The sequence below is a fragment of the Eubacteriaceae bacterium Marseille-Q4139 genome, assembly GCA_018223415.1.
GTDB lineage: Bacteria > Bacillota > Clostridia > Lachnospirales > Lachnospiraceae > CABSIM01.
The window spans coordinates 3,802,921-3,824,643 of the sequence record JAGTTQ010000001.1; the positions used below are offsets into that span (position 1 = coordinate 3,802,921).

Here is a 21,723-nt window from a genome sequence, read left to right on the forward strand (position 1 = left end):
CCGCGGCAAAGGGCCGGACGATATCTGCCGTTTCCGGCATCCGTCCCGCCCCTTTGCCATTTCACGCCATGGCGTTTTTTGTCTGTTCCTCTTCTTAAGCCGGCGTACCGTGGCCTAGAAAAGTCCGGTAATCTTTCCGTCTGCGTCCACGTCGATGTTGTCGGCTGCCGGTTTTTTCGGCAGTCCCGGCATCGTCATGATGGCGCCTGTCAGGGCGACGACAAAGCCGGCGCCGGCGCTCACATAGACGTCGCGGACATTTAAGTCAAAGCCCTCGGGACGGCCAAGCTTCGTCTGGTCGTCGGAGAGGGAGTACTGGGTCTTTGCCATGCAGACCGGATAGGAGCCGAAGCCCATGTCCGTGATCTTTGCGATGGCCTTCTTGGCCGCCGGGGAGTAAACCACCTTGCCGGCGCCGTAAATCTCTTTTGCAACCGTCTCGATCTTCTCGGAAATGCTCATCTCGTCGGGATAAAGCGGCGCAAAATGGCTTTCTTTTGTCTCTAAGGTCTGAATCACTTTCTCAGCCAGATCCATGCCGCCGTCTCCGCCCTTGGCCCATACTTCGGACAGGGCAAACTCGCAGCCTCTCTCCTCACAGAAGTTCTTAATGAATTCGTACTCTGCCTCTGTGTCCGTTAAGAAGGAGTTTAAGGTCACGACAACCGGGACATGGTATTTCTGGATGTTCTCAATGTGTTTTTCCAGATTTACAATGCCCTTCTTTAAGGCGTCCAGGTTCTCCTCGGAAAGCTGATCCTTGGGCACGCCGCCGTTGTATTTTAATGCGCGCACCGTCGCAACAAGGACAACGGCATCCGGCTTTAAGCCGGCCTTGCGGCATTTGATGTCGAAGAATTTCTCTGCACCCAGGTCTGCGCCGAAGCCGGCCTCGGTCACAGTGATATCGGCAAGCTTCATGGCCGTCTTCGTGGCCTTTACGCTGTTGCAGCCGTGGGCGATGTTGGCGAAGGGGCCGCCGTGTACGAGGGCGCCCGTATGCTCTAAGGTCTGGATCAGGTTCGGCTTCATGGCATCCTTAAGAAGGGCGGCCATGGAACCCACAGCGTTAAGCTGTTTTGCCGTTACCGGCTCCCCTGCAAAATTATATGCGACGATGATCTTTCCGAGACGCTCCTTTAAGTCCTCCATGTCATTTGCCAGGCAGAGGATCGCCATGATTTCCGAGGCCACGGTGATGACGAAATGATCTTCACGGACGACGCCGTCCGCCTTTGCGCCGAGGCCGATGACGATGTTTCTGAGGGCGCGGTCATTCATGTCCAGGCAGCGTTTCCATAAAATCTGCCTCGTGTCAATGCCGAGGGCATTGCCCTGCTGGATGTGATTGTCAAGAAGGGCCGCAAGCAGGTTGTTGGCCGTCGTGATGGCGTGGAAATCGCCGGTGAAATGAAGGTTTAAGTCCTCCATCGGCACCACCTGGGCATAGCCGCCGCCGGCAGCGCCGCCTTTGATTCCAAAGCACGGCCCAAGGGACGGCTCCCTGAGCGCCAGCATGGTCTTCTTTCCTGCTTTCGTCAGCGCCTGGGCAAGGCCGATGCTGGTGGTCGTCTTTCCCTCGCCGGCCGGCGTCGGGTTGATGGCCGTCACGAGGACGAGCTTCCCGTCCGGCCTGTCCTTCACCTCGTTCCAGAGCTCGTCGGTGATCTTCGCCTTATACTTTCCGTAAAGCTCGAGATCGTCCTCCGAAATCCCGTACTGTACCGCCACTTCCTTGATTGGAAGCATCTCGGTTTCCTGTGCAATCTGAATGTCTGTTTTCATCTTCCCTCTCTCCTTTGTCTCATTTAGTATCCGCCTTCTAAGAACGCCTCAAACTCCTCCATGGACATCAAAACTTTCCTCGGCTTCGTGCCTTCCTCTTCCCCGACGACGCCTGCCTCGGCAAGCTGATCCATGATCCTGGCCGCCCGGTTGAAACCGATTTTGAACATCCGCTGGAGCATCCCAATGGAGGCCTTGTCCTTCTCTATGATGAACTTCCCGGCATCAGGGAACAGCACGTCGCGCTCGTTTCCGCCGTCTGCGCCGCCTCCCTGGACAGGCTGGTTCATTTTTGCTTCAACTTCCCTGCTGTAACTGCCTTCCGTATTCTGTTCCTTTAAGAAATCTGTCACCCGCGACACTTCTCCATCCGAGACGAAGGCGCCCTGGACGCGCACCGGCTTCGGATAGCCGGACGGGTAAAACAGCATATCGCCGTTTCCAAGGAGCTTTTCCGCTCCGTTCATGTCGATGATCGTCCTGGAGTCCACGCCGGACGCCACGGAGAAGGCGATCCTCGACGGCACGTTTGCCTTGATGACGCCGGTGATGACGTTGACCGACGGCCTCTGGGTCGCAATCACAAGATGGATGCCGGCTGCCCGGGCAAGCTGTGCCAGACGGCAGATGGCGTCTTCCACTTCATTGGATGCAACCATCATAAGGTCTGCCAGCTCGTCGATGATGATGACGATCTGCGGCAGCTTATTTGGAATTTCCTCTGCCGGGACGTCTCCGGCTTCCTCGATTTTCTTAATCCGCGCATTGTAGCCCTTGAGGTCACGGACGTTGCAGTCGGCAAATTTCTTGTACCGTTCCGTCATCTCCGCCACGGCCCAGTTTAAGGCACCGGCCGCCTTTTTGGGATCCGTCACGACGGGGATTAACAGATGGGGGATCCCGTTGTAGACAGACAGCTCCACCACCTTCGGGTCAACCATGATGAGCTTTACGTCCTCCGGTGACGAATGGTAGAGGAGACTCATAATCATCGTGTTGATGCCCACGGATTTTCCCGAGCCGGTCTGGCCGGCAATTAAAAGATGGGGCATCTTCGCCAGGTCAGCCACAATGGTCTGGCCGCCGATGTCTTTTCCGACGGCAAAGGCCAGCTTGGATGGGTGCTTTTTAAATTCATCGCTCTCCAAAAGCTCTCTTAAGTAAACAATGCTGTTGGTCTTATTGGGCACCTCGATTCCCACGGCCGCCTTTCCCGGGATCGGCGCCTCGATACGGATGTCAGCCGCCGCCAGGTTCAGTTTAATATCGTCCGCCAGGGCCAAAATCCGGCTCACCTTTACGCCCTGTTCCGGGTGCAGCTCATAGCGCGTGACCGTAGGGCCGCAGCTGATGTTGGTGACGGTGACGCCGACGCCGAAATTCCGCAATGTCTGCTGGAGCTTGATGGCCGTCTCCTTGTATTCCTTATCGGAAAACTCGCCGGAACTTCCTTTTTTCCTGGTTAAAAGCGTCATCGGCGGGTAAACATACTCTTTTTTCACCTTTTCTTCGGCCTTTTCAATCTCCGCGCGGACGGAGCTCTCGCTGTCCGCCTTCTCTGCGGCGGCCTGCTTTCTTGCTTCCATTTTCTTTTTTACGATCTCTTCCGTGTCGGTCTCGATGACCTTTCCCGAGGCCGTCACTACGGTCTTGCGTTCTTCCGGCGTGTGGAAAATGCCGGAGTCTTCTACTACGGGAACCGGCTCCTCAAAGGACGGTTTCGGCGCACTTTCCGCCGTCTGTTTTTCAGAAAGCCGCCCTTCGCTTTCAAAGGAAGGGGCCGAAAACAGCTCCATTTCCTCCAGTGTCCTCGTATCGCGGCTCACGAAGACATCCTCGTCCACCCGCGGGCGGGAAAGGGAGATGTCCTCCTCGAAGGGAACTTCGTCTTCGTCTGCCGCAAAACTGGTTGGCGGCGCCGCAATTTTCCCGACAAAAATGTCGGCCGGATCCGGCATCTGGATTTTTTCCTGTGCCTGCATGGCCGCTGCCGGTTCTTTTTCCGGCTCCGAAGCCGCAATCGCCGGCTCTTCCCGCAGTGCTTCCGGTGTTTCTTCCATGACAGCCGTCTGCACATCCTTTGACAGATCCGTGGAGTTTAAGTTGACGCCGTGAACCTTCTGTTCTTCTTTTAAGAGGCGCCGCTCCTCGCGGATCTCTTTTCTCCTGTCATAATCCTCCCTGGCATACTGGTACGCCTTCCCGCCGCCGGTTTTCACCGCCGATACAAAGGATTTCTCCGTGATGCAGACAAGACAGATAATAAGGGCCAGAAGAAGAATCAGATAGGAACCGATGGTTCCAACTGCCGTATGTAAGAGCACCACAAGGGCGCCGCCAATAATGCCGCCGCCCATGCCGCTCTCGCCTGCCGTTTCATAAATTTCCTTCAGTGTCTGTCCCTCTGTGTAGCCGCCGCCGAACACAAGCTGGGCCAGCCCGCAGAGGACTAAAAGGAGCACCTCCACCGCCAGCATTTTATAGACGGCGCGGATGTTGCCCTTGTTCGATGCATAAAAAATCATGCCTGCCGTTAAAAGCACCGGGGCGATATAGCCGATGGAGCCGAACACGCCAAGCATGATCTGGCTTAAAAAATCCCCGATGAACCCGCAGATATGAAAGTTGCTTAAAAATAAGAAAACAGAGACTGCAAAGGTTCCCAGTATTGCCACTTCTGACTGGAGAAAGCCTGTCTCCTGTTTTTTTCCTGTACGCTTTGCCGTGCTTTTCTTTGAGGTCGATGCTGTTTTTTTCTTACTGCTGCTGCCTGCCAAACCGAAGCCTCCCTTAATAGAACTCCAGGCCGAAGCCTTCTTGGTTTAGTATAGCTTAAATGAGCCTAAATTGCAACCGGAATCAGAACGCAGGTTCTTTTTGGGGGCTGGGAAGGCACTATTTCCCATCAATCATCTCATACAGCTTAGAAAGCGCCTCCCGGATTCCGCCCACCTCGTTAATCAATCCCTTTTCCACCGCATCCTTTCCAACCAAAACTGTCCCCAGATCCTTTGTCAGCATCTTCGTGTTGTGCATCAGACCTTTTAACTCTTCATGGGAAATTCTGCTGTGGCCTGACACAAAGCTTAAGATCCGCTCCTCAATCATCTCGAAATACTCATACGTCTGGGCCGTGCCGATCACCATGCCCGTCATCCGCACCGGGTGCACCATCATGGTACCGGTGGGGACGATAAAGGAATAATCCGTCGCTACGGCCAGGGGAACGCCGATGGAATGGCTGTCGCCGATGATAAGGGATACCGTCGGCTTGCTTAAGGAGGCCAGCATCTCCGCGAGGGCCAGGCCGCAGCTCACATCCCCGCCCACGGTGTTGATGAGGACGAGGACGCCCTCGATGTCCTCATCGTCCTCCACCTCCGCAAGCTTCGGCAGGATATGTTCATACTTTGTCGTCTTTGTGCTGCCGGACAGATTTTCATGTCCCTCAATCTCACCGATGATGGAGAGCAGGTGGATGCGCCCCTTCTTTGCGCCTCCCAGGGTGAGCTGGCCGTTTTCCCGGATCCGCTCCTCTTCTTCCTTTGTCTTATCGCCGGAAGATCTGCCCGCTCCGTTTTTTGCCTCCATGACGGCATTTCTTCTCTCCGCCTGAAGCGCCGGGACGCGCCCGGTTTCCCGTTCCCGAAAAGCCAGATCCTCTTCTCCGCCGTAGCCGAACCATGGGCCAAACATGTTTTCCATACAAAAAAATCTCCTTTCCCACACAGTTTTCCTTAGTTTGTGTGGAAAAGGAGATTTTATTCTGCTTATATATATGATCAGTCGCCGATCACGTTGACGATCCGAAGCGGGGTCCTGTAATTCCATGTGGAAATCTTGATTCCGCTTCTCTTGCTTGCCGCATGGATGACCTGTCCGTTTCCGATATACATCGACACATGGTTAATGGTACCGCTGCTGTTTCCGTAGAAAATCAGGTCGCCGGGCCGCATCTCGCTGGACTTGATCCGCTTCCCTCTCTGAGCCTGGGAGCCGGAATAATGCGGCAGGGAAATGCCGAAATGTTTCATAACCGACATGGTAAATCCGGAACAGTCGGCGCCTTTTGTAAGGCTCGTGCCACCCCATACATACGGATTTCCAAGGAACTGCATCGCATAGTTGACGATCTGGCTCCTCAGAGACGCCTTCTCTTCGGCCGGCGAGAACTTAATGGCCTCGGCCAGCGCATACCGCACGTCCACATAATCAGTGGACACGTATGCCGAAGTGATCTCATTGCTTCCGTCGCCTTCGCCGCCTTCATCAAATTCGATCTGCACCCAGCCGTCTAACTGCTGGAGCACATGGTACCGCTCGTTGTTGGAAATCTGTGTCCAGATCTTTGCGTCCGTGGACGGCTCCGTCCTGGCGTTCAGCCGGTCGGTGCTCACGACGGCCATCAGCTCCGCGTGCTCCATGGCCGCCTGGCGGGCCGCGTCGCCGGTCAGGATATAGTCGCCTTTCACATAGCCTGTCAGGTTCCCGGAACGGATCTTGTACCAGCCGTCCGTCTCTTCCAGAATCTCACAGCCGGCATAGCTTGGCAGCTTTCCGATAATCTTTCCGTCTGATTCGCTGGCCGCATCCCGGATATTCAGGTAATTCGTCACGTTGGAGACGCCGGGATTGTTGTAGTAATTTAACACCATGGCCTTTAAATCCAGCTTCCTGGCCTCGTTGAGGCCGAACCGCTTTTCTGCATAGTCCATGGAGATATAGCCGCCGGGAATCTGATACCAGCCGTCCTCCTGGCCTAAAATTTCATACCGCTCGCCCTCTAAGCACTGACCAACCACGTTGGACTGGGTGGACGGTTCCTCGCGGATATTTAAGTTGTCCGTCAAAACGACAGCCAGATCCGTCACAAGGGACGCCGCTTTTTCCCTGGCTGCATCGCCGGTAATCACATATTCTGAACTCACATACCCTTCAATGCCGCCGGAAGTCACATGGTACCAGCCGTCTAACTCCTCCATAATCTGACAGGCGCTTCCGTCAAGGAGCTTTCCGACCACCTGGGAGCCTGTCTCCGGGCTTTTCCGCATGTTCAGGTAGCCGGATACCTGCACCATCCCGAGATTCGCATAGGAGTTCACCACATTCTGCACGTCCTCCTCATGCTTTTTCTGCGCTTCAGCCGCCCTGGACTCAGCCTCGGCTTCTCTGGATGCCGTCACCTCGTCCACCGTCGCCGTCACGGTCTCTGCGGACGTCTCCGGATCGCCTTCCTCTCCTGTTTTTATAAAGCGGCTCCCGAACCAGATGCCGCCGGCCACGACGCAGACGGCCGCTGCCGCCGCAATGTATTTCCAGTACGGATTCTGATTCCGCTTCCTGCGTGCCTTATTGATGGAAGCCATATAATCCACCGGCTTCTTGTCATCGAACATGTTCTTCTCTCCTCTGAAATTCTGTCTTGTCGTCAGCGCCGGATCTTCTCCGGCAAAAATCACCTGCATACAAGTTTACCATAAAAGAGGAAAAAATGCAAAAATAAATTCTTACGAAAGTGTGAAATTATTAAGAAAGTGTTTTCCTACGCGTCCTGCGGCAGACTGCCGTATATGGAAAAACCGTCTGACGTTCCCGCCAGACGGCCTTTCCCCTTTATAGTACGTCCCGGTACACCCGGAGTACGTTCTTATAAAAAATCTTTTCGATCTCAGAATCCGTAAACTTCTCGGCCGCCAGCTTGTCGGCCAGAAGCCCCATGTCCTGAGCGCCCTTCATTTCAAAGGAAATCGGCGTCCCGTCAAAATCAGAGCCAAGGCCTACGGCGTCAATGCCGCCCACCTTCTTAATATGGCGGATATGGTTCACCACATCGTCCAGGGAAACCTGATACTCATTTCCCGGATTTCCCCATTTATCCGCATCACGAAGGAACGACGGGCAGTAGTTCATACCGATGACGCCGCCTTTTTCGGCGATGCCCCGGATCATCTCATCCGTCAGGTTCCGCACATGGCCGCAGACAGCACGTGCATTGGAATGGCTTGCCACAAACGGCTTTCTGCTGTGGGCAATCACGTCAAAGATCCCCTTGTCGCCGAGATGGGACACGTCGGCGATCATACCGAGCCGCTCCATTTCCTCCAGGAATTCAAAGCCCCGCTCCGTAAGCCCATGCTCCGTCTCCGGTGCGAAAGTGCCCGCGTGGGGCCCTGTCATATGTACCTGATTTGGCCAGGCCAGCTCGTTTTGATAATTCCACGTAAACGTGAACATCCGCACGCCCAGCTCATAGAAAATCCGGAGATATTCCGGCTTTCCCTCGCAGACGGCGCCCTCTTCCATCGTAAGCATGGCAGACATGCGCCCTTTCTTCTGATTTTCCTCGATGTCCGCAAAGCTCTTTACAATGCCGATCCGTTCCGGGTATTTCCGCATTTCCGCAAAAAACAGGTCGGCAAGGCGGAACGCGTACTCCGGAGGGGACATGATCCCTTTGATCTCCTCCAGCGGAGTAAAGATGGCAAAATTCTGGACAAGGTAATCTCCCTTTTCCATCTTTGAGAGGTCGATGTGCAGATCGTTTTCGGCGATAGAGACCGCCTCTCCCTTCTGTTTTTTGGCATACAGCTCCAGAATGGTGTCGCAGTGCATATCCACAACTTTCATATCTGATTCTCCCTTTCTTTTGGCAGTTCTCAACGACTATCTTACTATCTGCCGCCGGAAAGTTCAAGGGCTTTTCGCGCTTATTCGCTCCGCAGGGCCTCGATGGGATTAAGCCTTGCTGCGCGGGCCGCCGGCATGTAGCCGAAGATCAGGCCGATACCCACGGATACGGAAAAGGAGATGATTACGGCCGACGGCGTCGGCGTGGACGGGATTCCAAGCAGGTTCCCAAGCCCTGTCGTAGCCGCAGAGCCGACGATAATGCCGATGATGCCGCCGATAGAACTGGTGACGGCCGCCTCAATGACAAACTGCTGCATGATGACGCGCCGCTTGGCTCCCAGGGCCTTCCGGATGCCGATTTCCCTAGTACGCTCCGTCACGGACACCAGCATGATATTCATGACGCCGACGCCTGCCACGAGAAGGGAGATCCCGGCAATGCCGCCGAGCATGGCCGACATCATGGCGATCTGCTCGTTTAAGGTATCCATAAGCTCGCTCATGGCCGTGACATGGAAGAAATCGTCGCTCTTTAATTTGTCCAGCAGAAAGTCTTCCAGAGCCGATCTGCACTGGCTGCTTTGACTGACATCCGCCGATGTAAATATGTAGTTGGTAATAACGGCATTCCGCGACATCTTCACGGCCCGGCTGTACGGGATCCAGACGAAGTCATCGGTGCAGCCGTCATCAAAATCGCTCAGATCCTCGGTCTGCTGTTCCACGACGCCGACAATCTGATACGGTTCACCGTTCAGCTTGATATTCTCCCCGACAGCCCTCTCGCTGCTTCCGTAAAGCTCGGAAGCCACATACGCGCCGACAACGGCCACCTTCTGCCGCGCAGCCATATCCGAATAGAGCAGGTTCCTGCCGTAAGCGATCTCATAGCCCTGAATATCCAGGTATTCTTCGCTGTACCCGCCCACGGATGTGGCATCCATGGTGTCAGAGCCATGCTTGACCGTGACATTCACCGACACGTTCGGCGACATCTGGGCAAAGAGATCCTGATGTTCCTCATAAAACTCATAGAACTCGTCGACATCTATGGTTCTGGAGGCCAGAGCCGTATAATTCACGTTGATCTTATTCATGCCCATGCTGGCGAAGCTCTCCACCATGTAGGACATCTGCCCGTTGACGATGCTCACCAGGATAATGACGGAGGCAACGCCGATGATGATCCCGAGCATCGTAAGAAAAGAACGCATTTTGTTGCCCCAGATGCTCCTTAAGGCCATTTTAAATGATTGCAGCATATTCCTTTACATCTCCGTCAAAATTGATCTTCCCGTCATGGATCCTGACAACACGCCTGGCCTCCATGGCAATGGAGCTGTCATGGGTAATCATGACGATGGTGTTGCCCTCGTCGTTTAATTTCTTAAAGAAGTCCAGCACCTCTCTTCCCGTCCTGGAATCCAGGGCGCCCGTGGGCTCGTCGGCAAGAAGCAGGGACGGCTCGGCCGCCAGGGCTCTTGCAATGGATACCCTCTGCTGCTGGCCGCCGGAGAGCTGGTTCGGATAATTCTTCCATTTTTCCTTTAAGCCGACACGCTCCAGGGACTCCAAAGCCCTCTCTCTCCTGTCCCAGGTGTCCATCCCGGCATAGAGAAGAGGAAGCTCGACGTTTTCCAGAAGGTTTAATTTCGGCAAAAGGTTGTACTGCTGGAACACGAAGCCGATCATCTTGTTGCGGATTTCCGCAAGCTGGTTGTCGCTCATATCGCTGACGTCCTCGCCGCCCAGGAAATATTCTCCTTCCGTCGGTACATCCAGGGCGCCGATGATGTTCATGAGCGTGGACTTTCCGCTTCCGGACTTTCCCACAATGGCCACAAACTCGCCGCGGTAAATCGTCAGGCTGATCCCGTCGTTGGCCCGTACCTCCTCGTCGCCCATCTGATAAATTTTATAAATGTTTTTCAACTCTATGAGAGGCGTATTTTTGTTCTTGTCTTCCATCTGAACCGTCTCCTCCCCGCTTATGGACGTCCACCGCCCGGTCCTCCGCCTCCGGGACCTCCGCCGCCCGGGCCGCGGCCGCCGCCCATCTGCCACATGCCGGTGACAGATGAAGCTCCGGCATTGGGATCCACATAGACCTCATCGCCCTCGGAAAGCCCGGAAAGGATTTCCACGTATTCGTCATTGATAACGCCGGTCTCCACCTCCACCGCACGGAAGCCGGCCGGCACGCCGCCCTGGGGCTCTGTCACCGTTTCATCCTTCACATAGACGCGGTTTCCGCGCATCAGGGCCCCTGCCGGTACACAGAGGGCCTGCTCGGAGTTTTCCAGGATGATCGTCGCATCCACATTCATGCCGGGAAGCAGGTCTCCGGTCTCCTCAAGCGTCACCGTGACCGGGTAATTTGTGACGCCGTTGGAATAATTCCCCTCCAGGCTCACGTTCGTCACCGTACCGTAGAAGGTCTGTCCCTCGATGGCGTCAGCCGTAATTTCCACAGCCTGCCCTACCTTGACGCTCCGCACGTCCAGCTCGTCGACAGACATTTCAAGCGTCATGGAGGAAAGGTCGTAGATCACCGCCATGGTCGTGGAACCGCTGGTTCCCTTCGTGATATTGTCTCCGGCCTTCGAGGTTTTTGTGATGACCGTGCCGGAAATCGGCGCCGTGATCGTATAGTTGTCCAGATTGTCCTGGGTGTTTTCCAGGCTGTTTTCTGCTGATTCCAGGCTGTCCTCGGCGGAGTTTAAGCTGTCCTCAAAATTCCGCATGAATTTTTCCATGGATTTGTCCGTAGCCTTAAAAATCGGCGTCCCCACCGTCACATACGTCCCCTCGGATACCAGCATGGCCTCAATTTCCAGGCTTTCGTTCCCGGAAAGCTCGGCGTTCATGGTTTTCTCCACTGCCGGGGCAAACGTCCCCTCTGCGGCGCAGATAAATTCGCCGACCGCAGCCGTGGCCGTCATGTCCGTCGTGAGGCCGCCGGGGTTGGGGACGGTAAGCGTGACATAGCGGACGAGCCGGCCGCCGGTCAGCGTCTCATCAAGGCTGCTGACGGTTTTTACCTGGCCGGAAAGCGTTTCCCCCAGATCCTCCAGGGTCACGGTGACAGGCATATCTGCCGTAATCATAGCTGCCTCCGCCGATAAAAACGGAACACGAAGTTCCATGGTGGTATCGTCGTAGAGATCGGCGATCTGCGTACCGTTCCCTACCTTCCCGCCGGCCTCAATGTAAATCTTCTTTAAATATCCGCTCTCCGTGGCCTTATATGTATTTCCGCTGAAATCTGAGACAGCCTCATTGTAGTCCTCCTGGGCCGTCTGAAGCTTCTCCTGGGCACGTGTAAGGGAGGTCTGGGCCGAGTTCATGTCCCGGTCCATGGAGGAACTGTCGATCCGGTAAAGGATCTGATCCTTTTCCACCACGTCGCCCTCCTCAAACGGCGCCTCTAAAATTTCTCCCTCCACGAGGGATGTGATCTGGTACGTGTCCTTCGGCGAAAGAGAGCTGGAAGCCGTAAGCTCCGAGGAAATATCCATCCTCTGAGCCGTGGCCGTCTGCACGGCCGATGCCTCCGCCGACGTCTCGGCATTCTTCCCTTTTTTCATCGCAGAATAAGCTGCCATAAGAAGGAGCAGGACAACAATGAGAATGACGAAAATTTTCTTTCCGCCCTTCTTCCTTTTTTTCTTTTTCTTCGGCGCCGGGGAAGCCTTCTCTTCTGTTTCCGGCTTAGCTGCTTCCTCTGCCGTCAGGTTTTTCTCTTCCATATTCTGCTCCTTTAGTTATCTCCCACTACATCGACAATCGTGTAGGAGGCATTTTCACCGCTGCCGCTCTTTTCCCATACGACTGCCACATCGTCGCCGACACGGAAATCGCCGTACACAGAAAACAGGTACTGGAGTTCCGAGCCGCTCACTAAAAACTGGTCGTAGCCGCCATCCTCCCGGTCCTGCTCGTAGGTATCTAACTCCACGGACACCGGCGTAAACGGATCGGTCTCGCTGTAATAGATGGCGCGGATCCGGCCTTCGGTGGCTCCTTTGTTTTCTCCGCTGTCGGAATAGGCAAAAATAGTCTTCGTGGACTCATGGTAGTAGATGACCGTCGCATAGTCGTTGATCTCCGACTCATCCGACGTCTCGCCGTTTAGAAACATGGTGGCCTTGCTTAAGCTGAAGGGCACCAGGCTCTTTAAATTCCGGCTGTCGTTGTTTAAAATCTTCGGCCCCTTTAAGCTGTCGTCCAGGATCGACGACGTGTTGATTTCCCCGTCGGAATTGTAGGTAATGTCAAACACCTGGCTCCCATACTGGCCGCCGGATTTCGTACTTGCCTTCATCAGGTTGTAAAACAGGTTGATGCAGTCCTCATATGTAAGAACCTCGTCGGCATCCCGGTAAAGATTCGTATCCAGGGAAAGGGAGGAAAACTTAGCCATGCGGTTTTCCTGAAGGTTCCCGGAAAAATCGCTGTTTTCATAGCCCAGAATGGCCAGCATAGCCTTCACGGCATCTTTCATGGCAATGGGCTCCTCCGGCTTAAACATGCCGCCCAGATATCCGCTCATCCAGCCGTTGTCGGCCGCAATGCGGATGGCATAGGCATATTCGCTGGTGCTCGCCACATCCGAAAACACAGCCACATTGCTGGCTGCCTTCACGTTCGTCCTGTAATCCGACGCGTTCACTAGCATCCTGGCAAATTCCTGCCGCGTCACAGTCGCGCTCTCGTTTGACGTATTTATGATTCCCAGAAGGCTCACGGCCTTTTTCCGCATCTCAAAGGTACTGCTGGCTGCAAAGACGGTCCCGCTCATGCCAACAGAGATGGCACAAACCGCCGTCAGAGCTGCCGCCGCTTTTCCATGTATCATCGACTGAACTCCTCTCAAAATAAGAATCTGAAATTGACTGTTACACTGTAACAGACCTTTGTGTAGTTTTTGTGAATTTTTGTTCACAAAATTTTTATTTCCCGGTTTTGCCTCATTTCTGCCGCAACCGGTTTCCATTTCCTGTAAGGCCAAAGAGGCGCACCATTTCCCGGAAAACAAAGCTGCGGCAGGAAACCGCCTGCTTCACGGTTTTCCTGCCGTCTCATGTTCTGTCCTTCTATTCTTCCAGATATTTCATAAGCGCCTCGAACTGTTCTTCACAGACGGCGCGCCCTTCCTCGTAAAGGGCCGCAAGCTTTGCCGGATTCCGCTCGGTGCGGGAGACTGTCACGTGGTTCTTCGGCCGCAGGACAAAAACTTTTCCTTCCTTTTCCAGTTCCGAAATTTCCTCCTGCATCCGGTTGTACCGGTCAGGGATCTCATAAATTGAAGCGCACAGCTCCGGAAGCGGCGCAAAATACCGGCTGAAGGCACGTTTCTGGAGCGCGCCCATGGGCTTTTTCCGATAGCCCTCTTCCCGGGTCAGAAGGAGCACGACCTTTTCATACCCCTGTTCCATGGCGCGGCGGTACGCAATCGGGAGAGAAACCCCGCCGTCCAGGTACCGCTTCCCGTCCACCTTCGCCATTTTGGAAAACACCGGCATGCTGCCGGAGGCGATGACGGCCGCACAGATATCGTCACACTTTCCCTTTTCAAAAAACTCCGGCTTTCCTGTCCGGCAGCGGGTGGCAACGGCCTCAAACCGCTGCGGCGAACGGTAAAATTCTTCATAGTGGAAAGGCACCAGCTTATCGCTCAGCTCCCCGAACACAAAATCAAACGAAAAAATCTCCCTGTTCCTCAGGATGTGGCGGGGGCTTAAGTTCATGTACCGCTTGTCCCTGGTGTATTCCATACTGATCCGGAACATCCGGCCAGGCTGCCTGGCAATATAGTTCATGCCGCTCATGGCGCCGGCCGACACCCCGTTTACATAGGCAAATTCCACCTGACGCTCCATCAGGACATCTGTGACGCCTGCGGAAAATACACTCCGCAGGGCGCCGCCCTCCAGCACAAGGGCTGCATCTGTCATATCCATCGTCTCCTTATAAAAAATACGGATCTGGCACGCGCCGCGCCTGCGTCCTGCCGCCTACATAAGCGGCGCCACAAGGCGCAGGGCACGGCCTGTAAACCGGTACCAGAGAGGCAGCTTTTTGCAGTCCTCCATGGTCATCGGCATGCACCGTTTAAGCGTCTCGTCAAAGTCCCTGCGGATATCCCGGATCACCGGCGTCTTATAGAGGTAGACACCGCACTCAAAATGCAGGAACTGGCTCCTGAAATCCATGTTAATCGTGCCCACGACTGCCTTTTCCCCGTCGCTGACAAACGTCTTGGAATGGACAAAGCCCGGCGTGTATTCATAAATCTTTACGCCGGCCTCAATAAGCTCCGGATAGTATGTCCGCGCCAGCATGAACGCATACTTCTTATCCGGGATATGGGGCATGATGATGACCGTGTCCACGCCGCGCTTGGCCGCATAGGAAAGGGCCGTCGCCATCTCATCGTCAATAATCAGGTACGGCGTCATGATGTACACATACTTTTTCGCCTGGTACAAAATATCCAGGTAAAGCTGGTGCCCCACGGCTTCCCGGTCCATGGGACTGTCGGAAAAGGGCATCACGAAGCCGTCCATGGGAAGCTCCGGCGGATAGAAATAATCGCCGCGGTCGAGATATTTCCCAAAGTTATAATTCTGCTCCCTGGTGCAGACGTTCCACATTCTTAAAAACATGACGGTAAAGCTCTTTACGCCCTCCCCTTTTAAGCGGATGGCGTTGTCCTTCCAGTGGCCGAACCGGATCTGGCGGTTAATATATTCATCCGACAGGTTCACACCGCCCGTATAGGCTGTGTGGCCGTCGATCACCAGGATCTTCCTGTGGTCGCGGTTGTTCTGGCTCGTGGAGATGGCCGGCCGGATCGGGTTAAAGACGCGGCACTGGATCCCTTTGGCGCGAAGCTCCTTGGGATAGCTGTGGGGAAGGTTCGCAAAGGAGTTGGTGCCGTCGTACATGACGCGGACTTCGACGCCCTCTGCCGCCTTCTTTTCCAGGATCTCTGCGATACTATCCCACATAATGCCATGCTTTATGATAAAAAACTCAAGAAAAATAAACCGCTTTGCCTCTTTTAACTCCTCTAAAAGCTCCGGGAAAAAATCATCTCCCAGCGGATAATATTTCACATTCGTCCTGTTGCAGACGGGATATCCGCCCCAGTCTCTCATATAATTGCAGAGATTGGCCTCCCGGACGCTCTTTTTCTCCAACTGCTCCTGAACGGCCGGTTCCTGCACAAGATAGCTCCCCGTCTCCCTCGTGATATCCGAAATCCGCCTGGCCAGGATCTTTGTCTCCATCTGGAGCTGGATGAAAATATAAAGCATCGCGCCGAACACCGGGAATAAAAGAACCGGGACGAGCCACGCCATCTTAAAGCTTGGATTCTGCTTTTCATTCAGAATCCGGATGGCAAGAAGGGCGCTGATGACAAAGAAGAACCCCTGTCCGTAGGTCCGGTAGGTCCCGTCCAGCCACAGATAGAGCCAGACGAAGGCCGCAATCTGAAGGGCAAGGGACAGGACAAAGAATGTGGTACGGCCAAAAATCAGTTTCCACAGGCCGCGTTTTCCCCTTCCCTTTTCTCTTTCCATGCAATTCCTCCTTTGTCTCTAAAAAAACGGATCGTATATCAGTCTTCCAATGCCTGACGCAGGTCCTCGATAATGTCGTCCACGTTTTCGATTCCGACGCTGAGCCGGATCATGGACGGATCCACGCCTGCCTCCACAAGCTGTTCGTCGGAAAGCTGGCGGTGGGTATGGCTTGCCGGATGAAGCACGCACGTTCTTGCATCTGCCACATGGGTCACGATGGCTGCTAACTTTAACTTGTCCATAAATTCCCCGGCAGCGGCCCGGCCGCCCTTTAACCCGAAGGAGATCACGCCGCAGCTTCCGTTTGGAAGGTATTTTTCTGCCAGCTCATGATATTTGTTTCCCTTTAAGCCGGGGAAATTGACCCAGGCCACGTCCTCTCTCTGGGCCAGCCACTCCGCCACACGCTGGGCATTTTCGCAGTGGCGCGGCACACGCAGATGGAGTGTCTCAAGGCCCACATTTAAAAGGAACGAATTCATCGGCGACGGGATGGAGCCCAGATCGCGCATGAGCTGCGCCGTCGCTTTTGTAATATATGCTTTCTTTCCGAATTTCTTCGTGTAGATGATGCCGTGATAGGAATCGTCCGGCGTCGTAAGGCCCGGGAACTTGTCAGCATGGGCCTCCCAGTCAAAATTCCCGCTGTCCACGATGCAGCCGCCGACGGCCATGGCGTGGCCATCCATGTATTTCGTCGTGGAGTGGGTCACGATATCGGCGCCCCACTCAAAGGGACGGCAGTTGACCGGCGTTGCAAACGTATTGTCGACGATGAGCGGCACGCCCTGGGAATGGGCCGCGCGGGCAAATTTCTCAATATCCAGGACAACCAAGGCCGGGTTTGCGATAGTCTCGCCGAATACGGCCTTCGTGTTGGGGCGGAATTCCTTTAAAAGGTCTTCCTCGGAAATATCCGGATCGACAAGCGTCACGTCAATCCCCTGCTTTTTCATGGTGACGGTAAAAAGGTTCGACGTCCCGCCGTAGATGGTTGCCGCACTGATAATATGATCCCCTGCATTGCAGATATTAAACACGGCATAGTAGTTGGCCGCCTGCCCCGAGGAAGTGAGAATCGCAGCCTCACCGCCCTCTAACTCGCAGATTTTTGCAGCCACGGCGTCGTTGGTGGGGTTTGCCAGCCGCGTATAAAAATATCCGTCCTCCTCCAGATCAAAAAGACGGCCCATCTGTTCGCTTGTTTCATATTTAAACGTGGTGCTCTGGTAAATCGGAAGGACTCTTGACTCGCCGTTTCCCGGCGTCCAGCCTCCCTGTATGCACACGGTCTCCAGATTTCTTTTTCTTTCCTTCATGCCCTCTACCTCTCTTCCTGTGATGTCAGAGGCGCCGCCGCGCCTTTTTATAGTGTATCACACTTACGGCGGGGTGACAAGAATTTCCATTCCCTATCTTTACGTCTTCCGCCCGATCATGTATAATATCCTTGTCTGCTTTATAATAACAAAAACAGGAGGATTCATACCATGGCAAAATCAAAGGTCTACTATACCAATATGAGAACCACGCTCTCGGAAAACCTTCTTCAGAAGCTGGCCCGCCTCGTAAAAACAGCCGGAATGCTCGACGGCATTGATTTTAACAACAAATACACGGCCATCAAGATCCATTTCGGCGAGCCGGGAAACCTGGCATACCTGCGCCCCAACTACGCAAAGGTTATTGTCGACTTAATCAAGGAACAGGGCGGCCGCGTGTTCTTAACCGACTGCAACACCCTCTATGTGGGCCGCAGGAAAAACGCCCTTGACCATCTGGACGCTGCCTATGAGGACGGCTACAACCCCTTTGCCACCGGCTGCCACGTCATCATCGCCGACGGCTTAAAGGGAACGGATGAAGAGCTTGTGCCCATCAACTGCGAATACGTGAAGGAAGCCAAAATCGGCCGTGCCATCATGGACGCCGATATCGTGATCTCCTTAAACCACTTTAAAGGCCACGAGATGACCGGCTTCGGCGGCGCTTTAAAGAACCTTGGCATGGGCTGCGGCTCCAGAGCCGGAAAAATGGAAATGCACAGCGCTGGAAAGCCCCTTGTCGTAGAGGACAAATGTGTCGGCTGCGGCGCCTGCTCGCGGATCTGTGCCCACGGTGCTGCCGTTGTCACAGACAAAAAGGCCTCCATCGACCACAATAAATGCGTCGGCTGCGGACGCTGCATCGGTGTCTGTCCGATGGATGCGGTCATTGCCTCCAACGACGAGTCCAACGAAATCTTAAATAAGAAGATTGCGGAATATACTTATGCCGTTATCAAAGACCGCCCCAACTTCCACATCAACCTGGTGGTGGACGTATCTCCGTGCTGCGACTGCCATTCGGAAAACGATGTGCCGATTGTGCCGAACGTGGGCATGTTCGCCTCCTTCGACCCGGTGGCTCTGGACATGGCGTGCGCCGATGCAGTGAACGCTCAGCCGGTAGTGGCCGGAAGCGTCCTCGCTGAGAAGAGCCATGACCACCATGACCACTTCACGGACACCCACCCGGAAACCAATTGGGAGGTTGCCATCGACCACGCGGTGGAGCTTGGCATCGGAAATAAAGAATATGAGCTGATTACGATCTAAGCTCTGAAGAAAGGGTTATCCATGAATTTTTTACTGAATGTGCTGAAGGGCATCATGATCGGCATCGCCAACGTGATCCCCGGCGTATCCGGCGGCACCATGGCCGTCTCTCTCGGAATTTATGACCGGCTTTTAGGAAGCATTTCCGGCCTTTTTAAGCATCTGAAGGAGAGCCTCGCGTTCCTGTTTCCGATCCTTTTGGGCTGCGCCATCGGGATCGTCGGCTTCACCTACGCCATCGAGTACCTCTTAAGCAATCACACTTTCGTGACCTGCATGGCCTTCGTGGGGCTGATTCTCGGAGGGCTTCCGATGCTCTGGAAGTCCATGCGGAAAGAACTTAAGGAAAGCAGGAGTTCTATCGGCGTGTCCGGCGTCCTGTTTTTCCTTCTAGGCCTTCTCGTCTGCGGCGGTTTCCCGCTTTTAAAGGCAGGCGACGAGGCCATGACGGTCATTGCCGTGACACCCCTCAACATGCTGATCCTCTTTGTACTCGGCGTCGTCGCCTCGGCCACCATGGTGATTCCCGGCGTGTCCGGCTCCATGATGCTGATGATCTTCGGCTATTACTACGGAATCATCGGCACCATCAAGGGCTTTCTCGACGGTGTCAGGGCCCTGGATTTTACCGTCATGCGGGACGGGTTCCTTCTTCTGTTCCCCTTCGGCATCGGTGTGCTGCTCGGCATCTTCCTGATTGCCAAGCTGATTACTTTCTTATTTGAACAGTTCGGTGTCCAGACCTACTGCGCCATCATGGGCCTTGTCATCGCATCGCCCTTTGCTATTTTTTACAATACGGGGCTCTTCCCCATGCTCTCCTCCCTGTCCGTGTGGACAGTCCTGTTCGGCATCCTTTTAATGGCCGCCGGCGCCGTCATCACGAACCTGGTAGGGGAAGCCGGGAATTAGGCGTTCTTTTTGCGGAGGGATTTTCCCTCCGCCTTTCCTTTTATTACGAAAACAGCTTCCGGCTTATTAGTATTTTTCATATGTCCGGGCTATTGTTATTTTCTGTCGGTTTATGCTAATATAGAAGTCGTTTTTATGGCCGGAGGGAGTTTGCCCCGGCAGGGGGCGTACTTTGTCTGCTGCCTGCGAAAAACAGGCCAATCTGAAAGGAGTAATATCATGGGCGGTATCTTTGGCGTTGCATCAAAAACTAGCTGTACCCTGGATCTATTCTTTGGAATCGACTACCACTCCCATCTGGGAACGAAGCGGGGCGGCATGGCCGTCTACGGAAAGGACGGCTTCCACCGTTCTATCCACAACATTGAGAATTCCCCGTTCCGTACAAAATTTGACCGTGACCTGGACGAGCTGGAGGGCACCATGGGAATCGGATGTATTTCCGACTCGGACCCGCAGCCCCTGTTAATCCAGTCCCATCTCGGGAGCTACGCCCTGACGACCGTGGGCGTCATCAAGAATGAGAAAGAGCTCATCCAGGATGCCTACGAAAACGGGCACATTCATTTTATGGAGATGAGCGGCGGGAAAATCAACTCCACTGAGCTGGTGGCCGCGCTGATCAACCAGAGCGACAGCATCGTGGACGGTCTCCTCTATGCACAGGAAAAAATCAAGGGCTCCATGTCCATTTTAATCCTGACCCCCGAGGGAATTTACGCCTCCAGGGACCGCTACGGAAGGACACCGATTACCATCGGAAGGAAAGACGGCGCCTACTGCGTCTCCTTTGAAAACTTTGCATATTTGAATCTTGGCTATACCCATTATTCCGAGCTTGGGCCGGGCGAAATCGACCTGGTGACACCGGAAGGCGTCGAGTGCCTGAGCCGTCCGAGGAGTGAGATGAAAATCTGTACCTTCCTCTGGACCTACTACGGCTACCCCACCTCCAGCTACGAAGGCGTAAACGTCGAGGAGATGCGCTACCGCTGCGGAAAGCTCCTGGCCAGGCGCGACAAGGGCGTGGACGCTGACAGCGTGGCCGGCGTTCCCGACTCCGGAATTGCCCATGCCGTCGGCTATGCCAACGAATCCGGGATTCCGTTCTCCCGCCCATTCATCAAATACACGCCGACATGGCCCCGCTCCTTCATGCCCACAAGCCAGAAGCAGCGGAACCTGATCGCAAAGATGAAGCTGATCGCCGTGGACTGCCTGATCCGCGACAAGAAGCTGCTCTTAATCGACGATTCCATCGTCCGCGGGACACAGCTCGGCGAAACCACGGATTTCCTCTACCGCAGCGGCGCAAAGGAAGTCCATGTAAGGCCGGCCTGCCCGCCGATCACCTTCGCCTGCCCCTACCTGAATTTCTCCCGCTCCACTTCGGATCTGGATCTGATTACGAGGCGGATTATAAGGGAGCGTGAGGGCGAAAACGTGTCCGATGAAGTCCTGGCCGACTACGCTGATCCCGACAGCCAGAATTACCAGGAAATGGTTGAGGAGATCCGTAAGCGTCTCCACTTTACGACGCTTCGCTTCCACCGCCTCGACGATCTGGTGGAATCCGTCGGCATCGAGCCCTGTAAGCTCTGCACCTACTGCTGGAACGGCAAAGGTTAAATCTGTTAAAAAGCCCTGGCTTTTGGAACGAATTCTCCAAAAGCCAGGGCTTTTCTTTTTTTCATCAGTGGTTGACAATGTCGATGGTAATGTCGGCGGCGGCATTGTCGATCTCGTTGGATACGAACTGTGCCTCTTCCTCTTCTTCCTTTGTTCCTTCCATCTGGTCTCTCAGGCTCTCGCCGTAGGCGGCTGCGGCATCGCGTTTGCTCTTTTCAACCTTCGCGCCGCAGTGGCTGCAGAATACGGAACTCTTGTCGATTCTGGCACCGCACTCAGAGCAGTAAAAGCATCCGTCCAGGCTGCTGAGCTCCTTCTCCAGTTCTGCCTTTTTCTTCATGCTTTTGCGGATCGAGCCGAATTCGGTAAAGAACCGCTTTTCGTCCTCTTCCATCGCGGCCTCGAAAACCTGCTTCCCAATGGAAGTATAGAGGCGCTCAATCGTTGCCTTTTCCGTGGAAATCTGGGATTTGAGCTGCATCGTCTCAGTGATTTCCTTTGTCTTCTTAGCGACGGTCTTTCCGGTGCTGGAAAGGCTGCGCTTCACTTCATCTAAGAATGCCATACTTCTTTCCCCT

At 54.4% G+C, this 21,723-nt stretch carries 16 protein-coding genes; 3 read left to right on the forward strand and 13 right to left on the reverse strand.

Annotated elements, in window-relative coordinates:
* Positions 1 to 114: 114 nt before the first annotated feature.
* The 12 genes from KE531_18180 to KE531_18235 form a co-directional block, all read right to left on the reverse strand.
* Positions 115 to 1,785 (reverse strand): formate--tetrahydrofolate ligase, encoded by a 1,671-nt coding sequence (locus tag KE531_18180; GenBank protein ID MBR9955523.1) that lies wholly within the window; start codon positions 1,783 to 1,785, stop codon positions 115 to 117.
* 23 nt (positions 1,786 to 1,808) lie between these two features.
* Positions 1,809 to 4,562: a DNA translocase FtsK gene (locus KE531_18185; protein ID MBR9955524.1), complete on the reverse strand. Its 2,754-nt coding sequence runs from the start codon at positions 4,560 to 4,562 to the stop codon at positions 1,809 to 1,811.
* A 118-nt stretch (positions 4,563 to 4,680) separates the two neighbouring features.
* Complete coding sequence (locus tag KE531_18190; protein MBR9955525.1) at positions 4,681 to 5,376, reverse strand: ATP-dependent Clp protease proteolytic subunit; 696 nt, start codon at positions 5,374 to 5,376, stop codon at positions 4,681 to 4,683.
* A gap of 191 nt (positions 5,377 to 5,567) precedes the next feature.
* Entirely contained in the window at positions 5,568 to 7,181 is a 1,614-nt protein-coding gene (locus KE531_18195) for an SH3 domain-containing protein (GenBank protein MBR9955526.1), read from the reverse strand.
* A gap of 217 nt (positions 7,182 to 7,398) precedes the next feature.
* Entirely contained in the window at positions 7,399 to 8,412 is a 1,014-nt protein-coding gene (locus tag KE531_18200) for a dipeptidase (protein ID MBR9955527.1), read from the reverse strand.
* Between the two features lie 80 nt (positions 8,413 to 8,492).
* On the reverse strand, positions 8,493 to 9,677 hold the full coding sequence (locus tag KE531_18205; protein MBR9955528.1) for an ABC transporter permease: 1,185 nt from the start codon (positions 9,675 to 9,677) through the stop codon (positions 8,493 to 8,495).
* On the reverse strand, positions 9,661 to 10,383 hold the full coding sequence (locus tag KE531_18210) for an ABC transporter ATP-binding protein (GenBank protein ID MBR9955529.1): 723 nt from the start codon (positions 10,381 to 10,383) through the stop codon (positions 9,661 to 9,663). Before KE531_18210 ends, KE531_18205 begins: the two co-directional genes overlap by 17 nt.
* A gap of 20 nt (positions 10,384 to 10,403) precedes the next feature.
* A complete protein-coding gene (locus tag KE531_18215) occupies positions 10,404 to 12,164 on the reverse strand; it encodes an efflux RND transporter periplasmic adaptor subunit (GenBank protein MBR9955530.1) in 1,761 nt (586 codons plus the stop codon).
* An 11-nt stretch (positions 12,165 to 12,175) separates the two neighbouring features.
* Positions 12,176 to 13,273, reverse strand: coding sequence for an S-layer homology domain-containing protein (locus tag KE531_18220; GenBank protein MBR9955531.1), 1,098 nt, complete (start codon positions 13,271 to 13,273; stop codon positions 12,176 to 12,178).
* 238 nt (positions 13,274 to 13,511) lie between these two features.
* Complete coding sequence (locus tag KE531_18225) at positions 13,512 to 14,372, reverse strand: patatin family protein (GenBank protein ID MBR9955532.1); 861 nt, start codon at positions 14,370 to 14,372, stop codon at positions 13,512 to 13,514.
* A 60-nt stretch (positions 14,373 to 14,432) separates the two neighbouring features.
* On the reverse strand, positions 14,433 to 16,004 hold the full coding sequence (gene cls, locus KE531_18230) for a cardiolipin synthase (protein ID MBR9955533.1): 1,572 nt from the start codon (positions 16,002 to 16,004) through the stop codon (positions 14,433 to 14,435).
* Positions 16,005 to 16,042: 38 nt separating this feature from the next.
* The gene (locus KE531_18235) at positions 16,043 to 17,326 is read right to left on the reverse strand and encodes an O-acetylhomoserine aminocarboxypropyltransferase/cysteine synthase (protein MBR9955534.1); all 1,284 of its coding nucleotides are present in this window, start codon (positions 17,324 to 17,326) and stop codon (positions 16,043 to 16,045) included.
* A gap of 171 nt (positions 17,327 to 17,497) precedes the next feature.
* Here KE531_18235 and KE531_18240 point away from each other — a divergent pair, with 171 nt between their 5' ends.
* From KE531_18240 to KE531_18250, 3 genes are all read left to right on the forward strand, one after another.
* A complete protein-coding gene (locus KE531_18240; GenBank protein MBR9955535.1) occupies positions 17,498 to 18,604 on the forward strand; it encodes a DUF362 domain-containing protein in 1,107 nt (368 codons plus the stop codon).
* Positions 18,605 to 18,625: 21 nt separating this feature from the next.
* The gene (locus KE531_18245; GenBank protein MBR9955536.1) at positions 18,626 to 19,516 is read left to right on the forward strand and encodes a DUF368 domain-containing protein; all 891 of its coding nucleotides are present in this window, start codon (positions 18,626 to 18,628) and stop codon (positions 19,514 to 19,516) included.
* Between the two features lie 219 nt (positions 19,517 to 19,735).
* Positions 19,736 to 21,145: an amidophosphoribosyltransferase gene (locus tag KE531_18250; GenBank protein MBR9955537.1), complete on the forward strand. Its 1,410-nt coding sequence runs from the start codon at positions 19,736 to 19,738 to the stop codon at positions 21,143 to 21,145.
* 64 nt (positions 21,146 to 21,209) lie between these two features.
* Here KE531_18250 and KE531_18255 read toward each other — a convergent pair whose 3' ends face one another.
* The gene (locus KE531_18255; GenBank protein ID MBR9955538.1) at positions 21,210 to 21,710 is read right to left on the reverse strand and encodes a zinc ribbon domain-containing protein; all 501 of its coding nucleotides are present in this window, start codon (positions 21,708 to 21,710) and stop codon (positions 21,210 to 21,212) included.
* Positions 21,711 to 21,723 lie beyond the last annotated feature (13 nt).